At 71.5% G+C, this 15184-nt stretch carries 13 protein-coding genes and 1 pseudogene; 11 read left to right on the forward strand and 3 right to left on the reverse strand.

Features of this window, described 5'->3' with window-relative positions; translation table 11 throughout:
* Nucleotides 1-29: 29 nt before the first annotated feature.
* Complete coding sequence (locus ACIGJO_RS34675; RefSeq protein ID WP_399965200.1) at nt 30-473, reverse strand: cell division protein SepF; 444 nt, start codon at nt 471-473, stop codon at nt 30-32.
* Between the two features lie 309 nt (nt 474-782).
* Between ACIGJO_RS34675 and ACIGJO_RS34680 the strand changes: the two genes are divergently transcribed.
* Complete coding sequence (locus ACIGJO_RS34680) at nt 783-1958, forward strand: DUF5685 family protein (RefSeq protein ID WP_399965203.1); 1176 nt, start codon at nt 783-785, stop codon at nt 1956-1958.
* A gap of 59 nt (nt 1959-2017) precedes the next feature.
* Here the strand turns inward: ACIGJO_RS34680 and ACIGJO_RS34685 are convergent.
* Nucleotides 2018-2966: pseudogene (locus tag ACIGJO_RS34685) on the reverse strand (ABC transporter substrate-binding protein).
* Nucleotides 2967-3452: 486 nt separating this feature from the next.
* On the opposite strand from ACIGJO_RS34685, the gene ACIGJO_RS34690 reads away from it, so the two are divergent.
* The 10 genes from ACIGJO_RS34690 (at nt 3453) to ACIGJO_RS34735 (ending at nt 13868) form a co-directional block, all read left to right on the forward strand.
* Nucleotides 3453-4322, forward strand: coding sequence for an amino acid ABC transporter permease (locus ACIGJO_RS34690; protein WP_399965205.1), 870 nt, complete (start codon nt 3453-3455; stop codon nt 4320-4322).
* The gene (locus tag ACIGJO_RS34695) at nt 4319-6178 is read left to right on the forward strand and encodes an FAD/NAD(P)-binding protein (protein ID WP_399965207.1); all 1860 of its coding nucleotides are present in this window, start codon (nt 4319-4321) and stop codon (nt 6176-6178) included. The genes ACIGJO_RS34690 and ACIGJO_RS34695 overlap by 4 nt, the downstream gene beginning before the upstream one ends.
* Before the next feature lie 47 nt (nt 6179-6225).
* On the forward strand, nt 6226-7113 hold the full coding sequence (locus ACIGJO_RS34700) for an amino acid ABC transporter permease (protein ID WP_399965209.1): 888 nt from the start codon (nt 6226-6228) through the stop codon (nt 7111-7113).
* Between the two features lie 17 nt (nt 7114-7130).
* The gene (locus ACIGJO_RS34705) at nt 7131-7883 is read left to right on the forward strand and encodes an amino acid ABC transporter ATP-binding protein (protein ID WP_399965231.1); all 753 of its coding nucleotides are present in this window, start codon (nt 7131-7133) and stop codon (nt 7881-7883) included.
* A gap of 32 nt (nt 7884-7915) precedes the next feature.
* Nucleotides 7916-8890, forward strand: coding sequence for an ABC transporter substrate-binding protein (locus tag ACIGJO_RS34710; RefSeq protein WP_399965211.1), 975 nt, complete (start codon nt 7916-7918; stop codon nt 8888-8890).
* Between the two features lie 17 nt (nt 8891-8907).
* Nucleotides 8908-9984, forward strand: coding sequence for an LLM class flavin-dependent oxidoreductase (locus tag ACIGJO_RS34715; protein ID WP_399965213.1), 1077 nt, complete (start codon nt 8908-8910; stop codon nt 9982-9984).
* On the forward strand, nt 9981-11279 hold the full coding sequence (locus ACIGJO_RS34720) for an NtaA/DmoA family FMN-dependent monooxygenase (RefSeq protein WP_399965215.1): 1299 nt from the start codon (nt 9981-9983) through the stop codon (nt 11277-11279). Before ACIGJO_RS34715 ends, ACIGJO_RS34720 begins: the two co-directional genes overlap by 4 nt.
* A gap of 4 nt (nt 11280-11283) precedes the next feature.
* A complete protein-coding gene (locus tag ACIGJO_RS34725) occupies nt 11284-12090 on the forward strand; it encodes a DUF1684 domain-containing protein (RefSeq protein ID WP_399965217.1) in 807 nt (268 codons plus the stop codon).
* 271 nt (nt 12091-12361) lie between these two features.
* The gene (locus ACIGJO_RS34730) at nt 12362-13261 is read left to right on the forward strand and encodes a S1 family peptidase (protein ID WP_399965219.1); all 900 of its coding nucleotides are present in this window, start codon (nt 12362-12364) and stop codon (nt 13259-13261) included.
* A 127-nt stretch (nt 13262-13388) separates the two neighbouring features.
* A complete protein-coding gene (locus ACIGJO_RS34735) occupies nt 13389-13868 on the forward strand; it encodes a hypothetical protein (protein ID WP_399965221.1) in 480 nt (159 codons plus the stop codon).
* Nucleotides 13869-13902: 34 nt separating this feature from the next.
* On the opposite strand, the gene ACIGJO_RS34740 is transcribed toward ACIGJO_RS34735, so the two are convergent.
* On the reverse strand, nt 13903-14829 hold the full coding sequence (locus tag ACIGJO_RS34740) for a DUF4231 domain-containing protein (protein ID WP_399965233.1): 927 nt from the start codon (nt 14827-14829) through the stop codon (nt 13903-13905).
* Nucleotides 14830-15184: the final 355 nt, after the last annotated feature.

The following is a 15184-nucleotide window of genomic DNA, read 5'->3' on the forward strand; positions in this document are numbered from 1 at the left end:
CCGCCGGACCTGTCCGGCGAGCGCCCTGCTCAGCTCTGGTTGAAGAAGCCGTCGGCCTTCCGGCCGGCGGCTTCGCCGTTGAGTACCTGTGTGTCGGCCGGGGTCAGCAGGAAGACCCGGGTGGCCACCCGGTCGATCGAGCCGCGCAGACCGAAGATCAGTCCCGCCGCGAAGTCCACGACGCGCTTGGCGTCGGCGGGGTCCATGGCCGTGAGGTTCACGATCACCGGGACGCCGTCCCGGAACAGCTCGCCGATGGCCCGCGCGTCCCGGAAGCTGTCCGGGGTCACGGTCGCGATCCGGCGGTCCTGCTCGTCGGCCGTCTCGGCGGCCACCTGCACCCGCGGGTCGGTCACCCAGGCCTGGCCGCCCGTCCCGGTCTCCGCACCCCCGGCGTACTCGTCGTCGTAGTACCGATCGTCGTTGTCCTCTACGAGGCCCAGCCAGGCACTCGCCTTGCGCACCGATCCCATGGACGCCTCCTCTCACCGCGGTTCCTTGGCGTTCCGCATCTCTTTCGTATCCCTATGGTCGTCCATGATGCGGATACCGCGCCAAGTGGATAGTCGGCGCGCAGGGGATTCGTGACGGTACTGGTGCAGAACATGTGGCGGTTCGTCAGGGTTCCTCCTGCATGCGGACGGTTGCGGAAGGAAAATATGATGCACCGGTCCGTACGGGTGACATGGGGGACGTACGGGTGAACTGCGCACTCGATACGATGCACGACGCGCGGGTGCACGAGTGGCGCGCGCCCGCTGAACGGCTCTCGGGGGATCGTCGTGTTCGGAATCGTCAGGCCCTGTACCCATCGGCTCTCCGAGGGACTCAGGACGGAGTGGATGGCGCATCTGTGCGGGCTCTGCCTCGCTCTGCGCGCGGACCACGGACAGTTCGCCCGAATCGTGACGAACTATGACGGCCTGATCGTCTCGGTCCTGACGGAGGCTCAGTCGGTGCGCACCCCGGCGGGGCGGCGCACCGCGGGCCCCTGTCCGCTGCGTTCCCTGCGGACCGCCCCGGTCGCCCGGGGCGAGGGAGCCAGGCTCGCCGCGGCCGTCTCGCTCGTCCTGGCCTCGGCGAAGGTCCGCGACCACGTCGCCGACCGGGACGGCCTGTTGGCCCGCCGGCCGGTCGCCGCCGCCGCCCGCCGGGTCGCCGCGAGCTGGGACCGGGCCGGGGCACGCACCGGCGCCGCGCTCGGGTTCGACACCTCGCTGCTGGTCGACGCGGTGGACCGGCAGACCGGGATCGAGGCGCTCGCCGGGCCGGGCACCCCGCTGCTGACCGTCACCGAACCCACCGAGACGGCCACCGCCGCGGCCTTCGCGCACACCGCCGTACTCGCGGGAAAGCCGCACAACGCCGAACCGCTCGCGGAGGCCGGCCGGCTCTTCGGACGGCTCGCGCATCTGCTGGATGCCGTGGAGGACCGGGAAGCTGACGCGGCGTCGGGAGCCTGGAACCCGCTCACCGCGACCGGCACCCCGCTCGGTGAGGCCCGGCGGCTCTGCGACGACGCGCTGCACGGCGTACGGCTGGCGCTGCGCGACGCGGAGTTCGCCGACGGCCAGCTGGTCCATGTGCTGCTCGCGCACGAGCTGCGGCGCTCGGTGGACCGGGCGTTCGGCTCCTCGTCCTGTTCGCACCAGGGCGCGTTCGGGCCGCCGCCGGGCCATCCGTACGCACCGGCGCCCGGTGGCCCGGCCTCCCCGCCGCAGCCCCCGCCCGAGCCGCCGCGCGACCGGCGCGGGCTGATCGCGGGATGCCTGGTGTGGGCCGGGCTCGCCTGCACCTGCCAGATGTGCTGCGGGTCCTTCTCGGACCCCTGGTCCCGGCAGGAACGCGAAGGGCTCTGCCGCCAGTGCGACTGCGGGGGCTGCTGCGACGCCTGCAACTGCTGCAGTTCCTGCGGCGACGGCTGCTGCTGCGACTGCGACTGCGGGTGCGACTGCTGAGGACGCGGGCGGGACGCGGCCGCCGGGACGGCCGGTGACCGCGGCCCCGCCGCCGCGGGTCACTTCAGCTCGGGCGGGGAGATCCGCGAGGTTGGTGATCGCCGACTCGGTGGTGCCCCACTTCTTCAGGATGCGGTCGTACGTGCCGTCCGCCCGGAGGCTGTTGACCGCGGCCCGGAAGGCCGGTGCCAGCGGGGTGCCCTTCCTGAAGGCGAAGCCGACGTCGAGCCGCTTGTACTCGTTGAGGAAGCGGAGCCCCTCCTGCTGGGTCACCGCGTAGCGGAGCCCGTTGATGGTGGACATCACCACATCGCTGCGGCCCTGCTGGAGGGAGATCCAGATGGCGGCCTGGTCGTTGTACGTCTTCACCTCGTACGGCTTCCTGCCCGCCTTCCCGCACAGGTGCTTGTTCTCCTCCAGCGTCACCTCGAACGTGGTGCCCGCCCCGGTGCCCACGGTCAGACCGCAGAGCTGGGTGAGGTCGGTGACCTTCTTCAGCCCGCTGTCGTCGCGGACCGCGAAGCCCTGGCCGTCATTGATGTACGTCACGAAGTCGATCGTCCTGCGCCGCTCGTCGGTGACCCCGAAGTTCCCCGTGCCCAGGTCGTACTTCCCGCTGCCCAGCGCCGGCAGGATCGCCTCGAAGGAGGCGACCTCGCGCTTCAGCTTCAGCCCGAGCACCCTGGCCGCGGCGTCCGCGAAGTCGATGTCCGCGCCGGCGGCGGTCCTGCCGTCCTCCGGATAGAAGGCCCCGGGCGGGGCGCCGACGCTGGAGGCGATCCTGAGCGTGCCGGAGGAGCGGACGTCCGCGGGCAGCAGCGCCGCCGCGGCCTCGTCCTTCTTCACCGCCGACACCACGTCGGCCGTCGGGATCTTCCCCCGGCCGGCGTCCGCCGCCCCCGCACCACCGCCCGGCGCGGCCGCCGGACCGTCCGATCCGCACGCGGTGAGCGTGAGCGCGGCGACGGTGATCAGGGCGAAGGCGGCGGTATGGCGGGTTCGGGGCATGGCGGGGCTTCTCCGGATTCATCGGATGCGGCGGGTACGCCGGACCGGGTGCGGGTACGCCTCCGGGACCCCGGTGCCGGAAGCGGCTCGGAGTCGGGGCGGGAGATCAGCGGTGCGAGGGGAGGGTGACGCGGCGTTGTGTACGTGAGGGCACGCGGGAAGGGGCGCTCGAACGCGGACAGGGGCGCGAGCGGATGAGAACGAAACGCAGGGAGTCAGCTCAACAGGAAGAGGACCACACGCGACCGAAGTCGATGTGGGAGCGGGTGACCAGCCACTGCTGCGAATGCATGGCCCAAGTGGAGCAGTCATCCGGTTGCGCGTCAACTGACATGAGACGTACGGCTCATAGTGTGGACAGCCTTGACAACAGGCCTCGTGCACCGCTTACCTCGGAGGCGGACCGGCGCTGAGGGGCCCGGTCCACGTTGTGTCCGGTGTGAAGGCACGCCCCGTGTTCGATCTCTGCATCCACGGAGCCTTCGCATGTCCGCGCAGACAGATGTCCTGCCTCCCTCTCCTCTTCCCGTACCGCCCGCCAAGACCGGTGCCGCCGCCCTGCCGCGCGTCGTCCCGGTCCGCCGGACAGGCCAGTGGGCGGCGGCCGTTGCCGTCCTCGTGCTCCTCGCACTGGCGCTGGGCTCCGTCATCCGCAACGACGCCTTCCAGTGGGACGTCGTCGGCCAGTACCTCACCACCGCCTCCGTCCTGCGCGGACTCGGCCTCACGCTCTGGCTCACGGCGCTCGTGATGGTCCTCGGCTTCGCGCTCGGCACCCTGCTCGCCGTCCTCCGGCTCTCCGGCAACCGCGTGCTCCAGGCGGTCGGCTGGGGGTACGTCTGGCTGTTCCGGTCCACTCCGATCCTGGTCCAGCTGCTGTTCTGGTTCAACATCGGTGCCCTGTACCCGCAGATCCTCGGCGTCAGCACGGTCAACCTCCTCGGGCCCGTCACCGTCGCCGTCGTCGGACTCACCCTGCACGAGGCCGCGTACGCCGCCGAGGTCGTGCGCGGCGGCATCCTCTCCGTCGAGCGCGGACAGGTGGAGGCCGCCCAGTCACTGGGGCTGGGACCCTGGCGCAGGCTCCGCCGGATCGTGCTCCCGCAGGCCATGCGCTCCATCGTGCCGCCCGCCGGGAACATGCTGATCGGCACCCTCAAGGGCACCTCGATCGTCAGCATCATCGCCGTACAGGACCTGCTCTACTCCGTGCAGCTCGTCTACCACCGCACCTACCAGGTCATCCCGCTGCTGCTCGTCGCCACCCTCTGGTACGTGGCCGTCACCTCGCTCCTCGGCATCGGACAGCACTACGTCGAACGGCACTACGCACGCGGCACGGCGGGCACCCGGTGACCGGCACCCCCGCTCCCGGAACCACCCCCGCCCTCGTCGTCATCGGCGCAGGACCGCGCGGCACCGGTGTCATCGAGCGCATCGCCGCCAACGCGGCCGGCCTGTCGCCCGGCCTCCGGCTCGACATCCACCTGGTCGACCCGCACCCGCCGGGCGGCGGCCGGATATGGCGACAGGACCAGTCGCCGCTGCTCTGGATGAACTCCATGGCCGAGGACGTCACGATGTTCACCGACGACACGGTGCAGCAGGACGGCCCCGTCGTGCCCGGCCCCGCCCTGGACGCCTGGGCGGACGACGTCCGCGCCGGGCGGATCACCGTCGACGCCGCACCCGCCGTACTGGCGGAGATACGGCAGCTCACGGGGCAGGACTTCCCCAGCCGCCGGCTCCAGAGCGCCTATCTGCGGTGGGTGTACGAACGGGCGCTGGCCGCGCTCCCGCCCGGCATCACCGTGCACGAGCACCGGACCCGGGCCCTGCGGATCACCGGGCCGCGCGGCGGCCGGCAGCGCGTCCGGCTCCAGGGCCGCGGCGAACCCCTCCTCGCCGACCTCGTCCTCCTCACCGTCGGCCACCTCGACGCCGAGCCCGACGCCGGACAGCGGGAGCTGAGCGCCTTCGCCGGACGGCACGGGCTCACCCACCTGCCGCCCGACTTCACCGCCGACAGCGACCTGACCGCGCTGCGCGCGGGCGAACCCGTCATCGTCCGCGGTTTCGGGCTCGCCTTCATCGACCTGATGGTCCTGCTCACCGAGGGCCGCGGCGGCCGGTACGAGAACGGGGAGTACCTGCCCTCGGGCCGGGAGCCCGTCCTGCACGTCGGATCGCGGCGAGGCGTCCCGTACCACTCCAAGATCGGTTACGGATGGGAGGGCGAACGGCCGCCCCTGCCGCGCTTCCTCGGCCCCGGTCTCACCGCGGAACTGCTCAGCGGGCCCGGACCGCTCGACTTCCGGCGCGATGTGTGGCCGCATGTCGCCAAGGAGCTCGGCCACGCCCACTACCACCGGCTGTTCACCGCCCACCCCGAGCGCACCACCCTCGACCGGGACGTCTTCGAGGACAAGTACGCCGCCGCCGGGCCGGGCAGCCCCGAACTGGACGCCCTCGTCGCCGCGTCCGTGCCCGACCCCGCCGACCGGCTCGACCTGGCGGCGCTCGACCACCCGCTGGACGGGGTGCGCCACGCCTCCCACGACGCGCTCCAGGACGGCCTGCGCGGCTACATCAGCGCCTACCTGACACGCCGTCACGACCCGGCCCACAGCCCCGACCTCGCGGTCTTCCTCGGACTGCTCTCCGCGTACGGGCAGCTGATCAGGCTCGGCGACATCGGCGACTGGTGGCACGGCTTCTTCAGCTACCTGGCCTCCGGCCCGCCCGGCCCCCGGCTGGAGCAGCTCCTCGCCCTCTCCCGGGCCGGGGTCGTCCGCTTCCTCGGCGCCGGGGTCACCGTGGAGGCCGACGAGGAGGCGGGGCTCTTCCGGGCCGGCAGCGCCACCGTCCCCGGCGAACGGGTGGAGGCGCGGGCGCTGGTCGAGGCCCGACTCCCGGACCCCTCGCTCCGGCACACCAGCAGCCCGCTGCTCCGCGGGCTGTACGAGGACGGCGCCGCCACCACCGGCACGGGCCTGCTCTCCGTCGACCCGGCCGACGGCCGGATCATGGACCGCGACGGTCTCGCGCACCCGCGGCGCTTCGCGCTCGGCCCGTACACCACCGCCCGCAGCAGCGGCGCCTTCACCCGGCCCCGCACCGGCGGCCCGGCCTTCCGCCAGAACGACGCCACCGCACGCACCGCGCTGATGTTCCTGCGCGACCTCTCCTGTCGCGGCCGCCTCAGCGCCTGACCGCGGCCCCTCCTCCCGTACGTATACATGTCGCTTAAGGAACCCCCATGTCGCTCACCAGCGATCCACCCATCGACAAAGAGACCGTGCAGGATCCCGTCACCGAATACGGCCGGCTGACCGTCGTCCCGGTGCGCCATCCCTGGCGGTGGGCGGCCGTCGCCGCGACCGCCGTGCTGCTCGCCCAGTTCCTGCACGGGCTGGTCACCAACCCCGGCTGGGAATGGGACGTCTTCGCCCGGTTCTTCACCACCGAGACCATCCTCAGGTCCGTCTGGGTCACCCTCCAGCTGACCTTCTACGGCACCGCCCTGGGCTTCGCGCTCGGCATCGTCCTCGCCTTCATGCGCCTGTCCTCCAGCCCCTTCCTCAGGGCGGTCGCGTACGCGTACATCTGGGCGTTCCGCTCGATCCCGCTCATCGTGCAGCTGCTGTTCTGGTTCAACCTCGCCTATCTCTACAAGGAGTTGCAGTTCGGCATCCCGTTCGGGCCGGGCTTCTTCACCTTCGACACGATGAACCTCGTCGGCGCGATGAGCGCGGCGGTGCTCGGGCTCGCGCTGCACCAGGCGGCCTACGCGGCGGAGATCGTCCGGGGCGGCGTACTGGCCGTGGAAGCGGGGCAGCTGGAGGCCGCGGCCGCCCTCGGCATCCCGCGGCTGCGACAGCTGCGCCGGATCGTGCTGCCGCAGGCGATGCGCTCCATCCTGCCGAACGCGGCCAACGAGATCATCTCCCTCTTCAAGGGCACCTCGATCGTCTCCGTCATGGCGATCGGCGAACTCTTCTACCAGGTCCAGGTCGTCTACGGCCGCAACGGCCGGGTCGTCCCCCTGCTGATGGTCGCCACCGTCTGGTACGTCGTGCTGACCACCGTGCTCTCCGTCCTCCAGTACTACGTCGAACGTCACTACGCCAAGGGGGCCGTGCGATGAGCGCACCCAGCGATGCCATGGTCGAGATCCGCTCCGTGCACAAGAGCTTCGGCTCCCTCGACGTGCTGCGCGGCATCGACCTGACCGTCCGCACCGGAGAGGTCACCGTCATCCTCGGACCCTCCGGCTCCGGCAAGTCCACCCTGCTGCGCACCATCAACCACCTGGAGAAGGTCCAGGCGGGCTGGATCAGCGTCGACGGCTCCCTGGTCGGCTACCGCAGGGAGGGCGACAAGCTGTACGAGCTGCGCGAACGCGAGGTCCTGCGCCAGCGCACCAAAATCGGCTTCGTCTTCCAGAACTTCAACCTCTTCGGACACCTCACCGTCCTGGAGAACATCATCGAGGCGCCCGTCTCCGCCCTGCGCCGCCCCCGCAAGGACGCCGTCGAAGCGGCCGAGAAACTCCTGGCCAGGGTGGGACTCGCCGACAAGGCGCAGGCCTACCCCCGACAGCTCTCCGGCGGCCAGCAGCAGCGCGTCGCCATCGCCCGAGCGCTCGCCCTCGAACCGAAACTGCTGCTCTTCGACGAACCGACCTCCGCGCTCGACCCCGAACTGGTCGGTGAGGTCCTCGACGTCATCAAGGACCTGGCCCACCGCGGCACCACGATGATCGTCGTCACGCACGAGATCGGCTTCGCCCGCGAGGTCGCCGACACCGTCGTCTTCATGGACGAGGGCCGCATCGTCGAGCAGGGCCCGCCCGCCGACGTACTCGACCGCCCCGTCCAGGAACGCACCCGCGCCTTCCTCTCCAAAGTCCTGTGATCCCAGCCGTGTTCTCACCGAGGAGCCCTCACGTGCCCGTCCGCCGCAGCCTCGCCGACGCCCTCGCCGCCCTCACTGCCGCGGGGCTGCTCACCGCCTGCGGAACCAGCGACGCCGCCACCGATGTGATCGGGGCGAAGGGGCGGAAGGACACCGGGGTCAACATCGGCCCGGACCAGAAGCGGATCAGGGGCGAGAAGGTGGCCGCCGTCGCCGCCCGGGTACCGCGGGCCGTCCGCGAGCGCGGCACCCTGTGGATCGGGTCGGGCGCCGACGCCTCGCCGCCCCTCGGCTTCTACGCGACCGACGACAGGACCCGCATCGGCTCCGAGATCGACCTCGCGACCCTGATCGCCGACACCCTCGGGCTGGAGCCGCAGTTCGACGAGGTGTCCTGGGAGAACCTCTTCGTCGGCCTCGACAGCTCCAAGTTCGACGCCGTCCTGTCCAACGTCACCGTCACCGAGGAGCGCAAGGAGAAGTACGACTTCGCGACCTACCGGCTCGACAACATCGCCTTCGAGGCCAAGAAGGGTTCCGGCTGGAAGGTGAAGGCGGCCCCCGACGTCGCGGGGAAGACGATCGCGGTGGCCTCCGGCACCAACCAGGAGAAGATCCTCGTCGACTGGAGCGCGGAGAACGCCGCGGCCGGCCGCGAACCGGTGGAGATCACGTACTTCCAGAAGGACACCGACCACTACCTCGCCCTGCAGTCCGGCCGGATCGACGCCTATCTCGGCCCGAGCCCCTCCGTCGGCCACCACGTCGCCTCGGCCGGACAGTCCGAGGCCATCGGCACTCTGTCCGGCGCCGGGGACGGGCTCCAGGGGAAGATCGCCGCCACCACGAAGAAGGGCAGCGGACTGGTCGAGGCCTACGCCGCCGCGATCGACCACATCGTGCGGAACGGCTCGTACGGCGAGGTGCTGAAGCGCTGGGGACTGACCGACGAGGCCGTCGAGAAGTCGGAGATCAACCCGCCCGGACTCCCCAGGACCGAGAACTGACCCCCGAGAGGTCCCGCATGACTGCCAACAGGCCCCTTCATCTGGCCGCCGAGATCGGCGGCCCGCCCCACTACGACGCCGGGCACTACCTCACCCTCGCCCGGCTCGCCGAACGCGGCGCCCTCGACTTCGTCACCCTCGGCGACTCCTTCGCCCGCCCGGGACTCGACGCCCTCGCCGTGCTCTCCCGCATCGCCCCCGCCACCGACCGCGTCGGCCTCGTACCGACCGTCACCACCACCCACACCGAGCCCTTCCACGTCTCGTCCGCCGTCGCCACCCTCGACTGGGTGAGCCGCGGCCGGGCCGGCTGGAGCGCGGAGGTCTCCACGACCGAGGCCGAGGCCCGGCTGTTCGGCAGACGCTCCGCCGCACCGCCCGGCGCCCTCTGGCAGGAGGCGGGGGAGACCGCCGACGTGGCGGCCCGGCTCTGGGACAGCTGGGAGGACGACGCCGAGATCAGGGACACCGCCACCGGGCGGTTCATCGACCGGGACCGGCTGCATTACGTCGACTTCGAGGGCAGCACCTTCTCCGTCCGGGGACCCGCCATCGTGCCGCGCCCGCCGCAGGGCCGGCCCGTCACCGTCATCGACGGCACCGGGGCCCCGGCCCGCGAACCGGCCGCCCGGCACGCCGATGTCGTCCACATCCGGGCCACCACGCCCGAGCACGCCGCCGCGGTGCGCGACGACGTACGCCGCCGGGCCGCCGCGCACGGCCGTGACCCCGCCGCCCTGCGGTTCCTGGCCGCGCTCACCGTCGACCTGGGGGACGCCGAAACGGCGCCGGAACCCGGCCTGGAGAGCGGCCCGCGGCCCGCCGGGCGGGACTCCTACTTCCGGGGCGGCCCGGTCGACCTCGCCGACCTCCTCACCCGGTGGCACCGCTCCGGGGCCGTGGACGGCTTCCACCTCACCCCCATCACCCCGGCACGCGACCTCGAAAGGATCGTCAACGGCACCGTGGCACTCCTCCAGCACCGCAGCCTCTTCCGCACCTTCTATCCCGGCGGCACCCTGCGCGAACACCTGGGCCTCGCCCGCCCCGCCTCCCGGTACGCCCTCGCCCGGACCGCCGGGGAGGGAGCATGAGCACGCCGCGCCGGATGCATCTCGCCGCGCACTTCCCGGGCGTCAACAACACCACGGTGTGGGCCGACGCCCGGTCGGAGAGCCAGATCGACTTCTCCTCCTTCGAGCACCTGGCCAGGACGGCGGAGCGCGGGAAGTTCGACTTCTTCTTCCTCGCGGAGGGGCTGCGGCTGCGCGAGCACAACGGCCGCATCCACGACCTGGACGTGGTCGGCCGGCCCGAGTCCCTGACCGTGCTGAACGCGCTGGCCGCCGTCACCGACCGGCTCGGGCTCGCCGCGACCGTCAACGCCACGTTCAACGAGCCGTACGAACTGGCCCGCCGCCTCGCCACGCTCGACCACCTCAGCGACGGCCGCGCCGCCTGGAACGTGGTGACCTCCTCCGACGCGTTCACCGGGGAGAACTTCCGGCGCGGCGGCTATCTCGACCGCGCCGACCGCTACACGCGGGCCGCGGAGTTCGTCGCCACGGCCCGGGAACTCTGGGACTCCTGGACACCCGGGGGGGAGTCCCGGCCCTTCGCGCACCGCGGACAGCACTTCGCCGTCTCCGGGGAGTTCACCGTCCCGCGCTCCCCGCAGGGGCACCCGGTCGTCATCCAGGCCGGGGACTCCGACGAGGGCCGGGAGTTCGCCGCCGGAGCCGCCGACATCATCTTCACCCGGCACGGCACCCTGGAGGCGGGCCGGGAGTTCTACGCCGACGTCAAGGCACGGCTGGCGAGGTACGGCAGGCGGCCCGAGGACCTCAAGATCATGCCCGGGGTCACCTTCGTCCTGGGGGACACGGACGAGGAGGCGCAGGAGAACGCCGCGGAGATCCGGCACCAGCAGATCTCCCCGCAGATCGCCCTCCTCGCCCTGGAACAGGTCTGGGGCCGTGACCTCTCCGGGTACGACCCCGACGGACCGCTCCCCGCGAGCGACCCCGTCCCGGACTCCGACCTGGTCCAGGGCCGCGTCCGGCACGGCGACCCCCTCGCCGTGGCCGCCCGCTGGCGTGCCCTGTCCGAGGCCAAGGGGCTGTCCATCCGGCAGACGGTCATCGAGACGACCGGGCGGCAGTCGTTCATCGGCTCCCCCCGGACCGTCGCCGCGCAGCTGACCGCGTTCACCGAGGCCGGCGCGGCCGACGGGTTCATCCTCGTACCCCATCTCACCCCTGGCGGCCTTGACGGCTTCGTCGACCGGGTCGTCCCGCTGCTCCAGGAGAGCGGAGCGTTCCGCTCCGAATACACCGGTACCACTCTGAGGTCGCACCTCGGCCTGGCGGAGCCGGTATGGAAGGGTTGACCGCATGAGCACGGACGCACAGCAGAACGAGCAGGGCCGGCAGGACTGGCAGAGGTGGCACGAGGAGCGGATCGTCGCGGTCGCGGCACCGTACGGCCCCCTCTCCCTGACCGGTACCCACTGGCTCTCCGACTACCCGGAAGGGCGAATTCCGGCCGTCCCGGGGCACTGGCGCGAGGACGGCGACGAGCTGGTGCTCACCGCCTCGGCCGAGGACGGTCTCGATGCCGACGGCGAGCCGCTGACCGGCGAGGTCCGGCTCGGACCCGACCGCGGACCGATCGACGCGGCCCGGGTGGCGCACGGTGAACGGCGGCTGTACGTGCTGCGCCGCGAAGGGCTCTGGGCGGTACGGGACTTCGACCCGCACTCCCCGGCCCGGCATGCCTTCCGGACCATCGAGGCGACCGGCTACGACGGGAGCTGGACGCTGCCCGGCATCTTCCGGCCCTACGCCGCCGACCGCACCGTCCGGGTGGAGAACGCCGACGGGGTCGAGCGGGGTCTCGGGCTGGCCGGTGAGATCGTCTTCGAGGTGGACGGCACCGCGCACACCCTCCAGGTCGCGGTCGAGCCCGACGGTTCGCTGTGGGCCGTCTTCGCCGACGCCACCAGCGGGAACAGCAGCTACCGCTTCCGCTTCCTGCGGCCCGCCGCACCGGCCGAGGACGGCAGTGTGAGTATCGACTTCAACCGTGCGCTGCTGCCGCCCTGCGCCTTCGCCGATCACTTCATCTGCCCGTTCCCGCCGCCCGGCAACACCCTCACGGTCGCGGTCCCGGCCGGGGAGCGGAACCGTATCGACGCCTGACCGGCCGTACCGGTCTCCCGGGCCCGGTCCGCCCGGAATCCCCGGGCCCGGAAACGCCCCGGCAGCCGCGGAGCTGCCGGGGCCGACCTGTGTACGGCGCGGATTCGGCCGAAAAGGTGCCCTTGCGCGGCCGGTTGACGCCCCCTGATACTCCCGAGCAGCGCTTGTCAGGAGCACGGCGCTCGGAATCAGGACGTACTCCTCGACTGCGCCTCACGGGTCCGGCCACCCCACAGGCAGGACCCCCGATTCCCCTCGGGAGGAACGACAAGTGAGGATCAAGCGCAACACCCCCCGTAAGGGCACCGCGAGACGCAACAGGGCCACCGCCGTTTTCGCGGGCCTCGTCGCCGTCGCGGCCCTCGCCGCCCCCACCGCCAGCGCCGACTCCACCGAAACCTACAGCGCGAGCAGGCTGACCGCGGCAGCGGACGCCGTGCTCGGCGCCGATGTCGCGGGTACCGCCTGGAACATCGACCCGAAGACCAACCGAGTCCTGGTGACCGTGGACAGCACGGTCTCGCAGGCGGAGATCAAGAAGATCAAGGAGTCCGCGGGAGCCGACGCGGGCGCCCTGCGCGTCGAGCGCACGCCCGGCCGGTTCAGCAAGCTGATCTCCGGCGGAGACGCGATCTACGCCGACAGCTGGCGCTGTTCCCTCGGGTTCAACGTCCGCAGCGGCAGCACCTACTACTTCCTGACCGCAGGTCACTGCACCGACGGTGCGGGCACCTGGTGGGCGGACTCCTCGCACACCACCGTGCTCGGCACCACCACGGGATCCAGCTTCCCGACCAACGACTACGGCATCGTCCGGTACACCAACACCACCATCGCCAAGGACGGCACCGTAGGCAGCCAGGACATCACCAGCGCGGCCGACGCCACGGTCGGGATGTCCGTCACCCGCCGCGGTTCCACCACCGGCACCCACGGCGGATCGGTCACCGGTCTCAACGCCACCGTCAACTACGGCGGCGGGGACATCGTCTACGGCATGATCCGCACCAATGTGTGCGCCGAGCCCGGCGACTCGGGCGGCCCGCTCTACTCCGGAACCAGGGCGATCGGTCTCACCTCCGGCGGCAGTGGCAACTGCAGCTCGGGCGGGACGACGTTCTTCCAGCCGGTCACCGAGGCGCTCAGCGCGTACGGCGTCAGCGTCTACTGATCAGGCCCGGACCTGTCCGGAATTGGGAGCCCTCGTCCGGAAATCCGGACGGGGGCTCCCGCTCGCCCCGCGGCTTTTGAGAGGATGTCAGGACGGTCGGTGCAGACACGCAGGGGGTTCCAGGTCCGTGAATCGCATCGGAGTGACCGGTCACCGTTCGATCCCCGTGGAGGCACGGGCGGATGTGCTGGCGGGACTGAGGGCGGCGCTGTGCGCGGCGGGCGGTTCCCTGGAGGCACTGTCCAGTCTGGCGGTCGGCGCCGACCAGATCTTCGCCGAACTCGCGCTCTCCTGCGGGGCGAGACTGACGGCGGTGATCCCCAGCGGCGACTACGAGGACTGTTTCGACGGCGACGCCGAACTCGCCCACTACCGGATGCTCAAGTCCCGTGCGGAGCGCGAGGTCCGGCTGGACTTCCCGCACTCCACCGACGAGGCGTACTACGCGGCGGGTACCTATATCGCCGACCACTGCGACCGGCTGCTGGCCGTCTGGGACGGCCGCCCGGCGAGGGGCCTGGGCGGTACGGGCGACATCGTGAGGTACGCCCGGACCCTGGGCCGTCCGGTCACCGTCATCTGGCGCGACGGCGTGGAGCGCGACTGACCCCCCCCCCCCCCCCACGCACACTGACGACTCGTCACATCCGGTGTCTGGCCAGCCAGTCGGTGTGCTCCGGGGAGACGATCCGCTCGGTCTCGAAGACCGCGACGGGCCACTGGCGCTCGGTCAGGGTGGTCTCCATCGCGGCCTGCATCGACTCCAGGTCCGTCTCCACCAGCGAGTGCGCGGAGATCAGCGGGTGATGGCGGCGCATCTCGTTCCAGGCCAGACAGGCGGCCGCGGCGGCGGAGAGCGTCCCGGTCAGCGCGAAGGACCGGCCCGCCCCGAACGTCTGGAACAGGCCCAGTACCAGTGCGGGCGCGGTGAGCGCGGCGATGGTGCTCGACCAGACGAACGCACCGCGCCGCGACACCTGCAGACGTCTGCGGTACCAGCGGCGCTGCTCGATCAGCCGGTCCCGGATGTACGTCTCCTTGCGTACGGTGAACGCCTTGTCCCGTAACTCGCGCATGGACTCGGTGATGAGACCGTCACCGGAGCCGTCCGGCTCGTCACGGGGGTCGGCCCAGCCGACCTTCCGGAGCTCCTGGAGCCCCTCTTCGAGCCGGTTGGCGAACACCGCCTCCGGATGCGGTACGGCGGTGTCGAAGGGGGAGCCGTGGACGGCGTACCGCCAGCAGATGGACTTGATGAACTCGGCCGCGGAGCGGTTGAGCTGCCAATGCGACTTCGCCTTGCGGCGCGAGGCGAGGAAGGTCGTGACCAGGACACCCGTGTAGGCCAGCACGCCTATGGCGTCGAGCAGTTCGACGGGGCCGGTCCTGACGTGCCAGGGGAGCGCCGCGGGCACCGTTCCGAGGACCAGCAGGACCAGCTGCCCGCGCGTGGTGTTCACCGCCTCGCGCTGACGTGCGATGGCGATGGCGTCCGTGTGGTGGAAGAGCGCCGGGAGGTCCTCGTTCCTGAAGACCATGGACCGGAGGGGTCCGGGAAGCGCCGTCATGTTCACCCCGTCTGCAGTTATGGGCATGCCTGAACCGGTCGCGCCGCCGGCCCGGGGCCATGCCGCGACGGGTCCGCCGTGCGACGGGTCCACGTCCCTGCCGGGTCCACGAGAGTAGGGGTGGCCGCCGGGGACGGCAATGGCGCCCCCCGGTGCGGACCATGTCCGCCGGCGAGGCTCCGGCCACTCTCGTGCGAACCGGCGTGCTATGAGAAAGTATTCCAACGTGCGCTGCACAAAGGTGAGTTGCAGATCAGCCACTTAGAGCGACCGGCAAATGGTGGGCGGGGCTGCCCAGCCGGGCCCGAACGCAAGGCAGGCACGAGCCTGAGTGATCATGGAGTTCTTGACGCTC

This window comes from Streptomyces sp. NPDC079020 (assembly GCF_044542225.1).
In the GTDB taxonomy this organism is placed as follows: Bacteria; Actinomycetota; Actinomycetes; order Streptomycetales; family Streptomycetaceae; genus Streptomyces.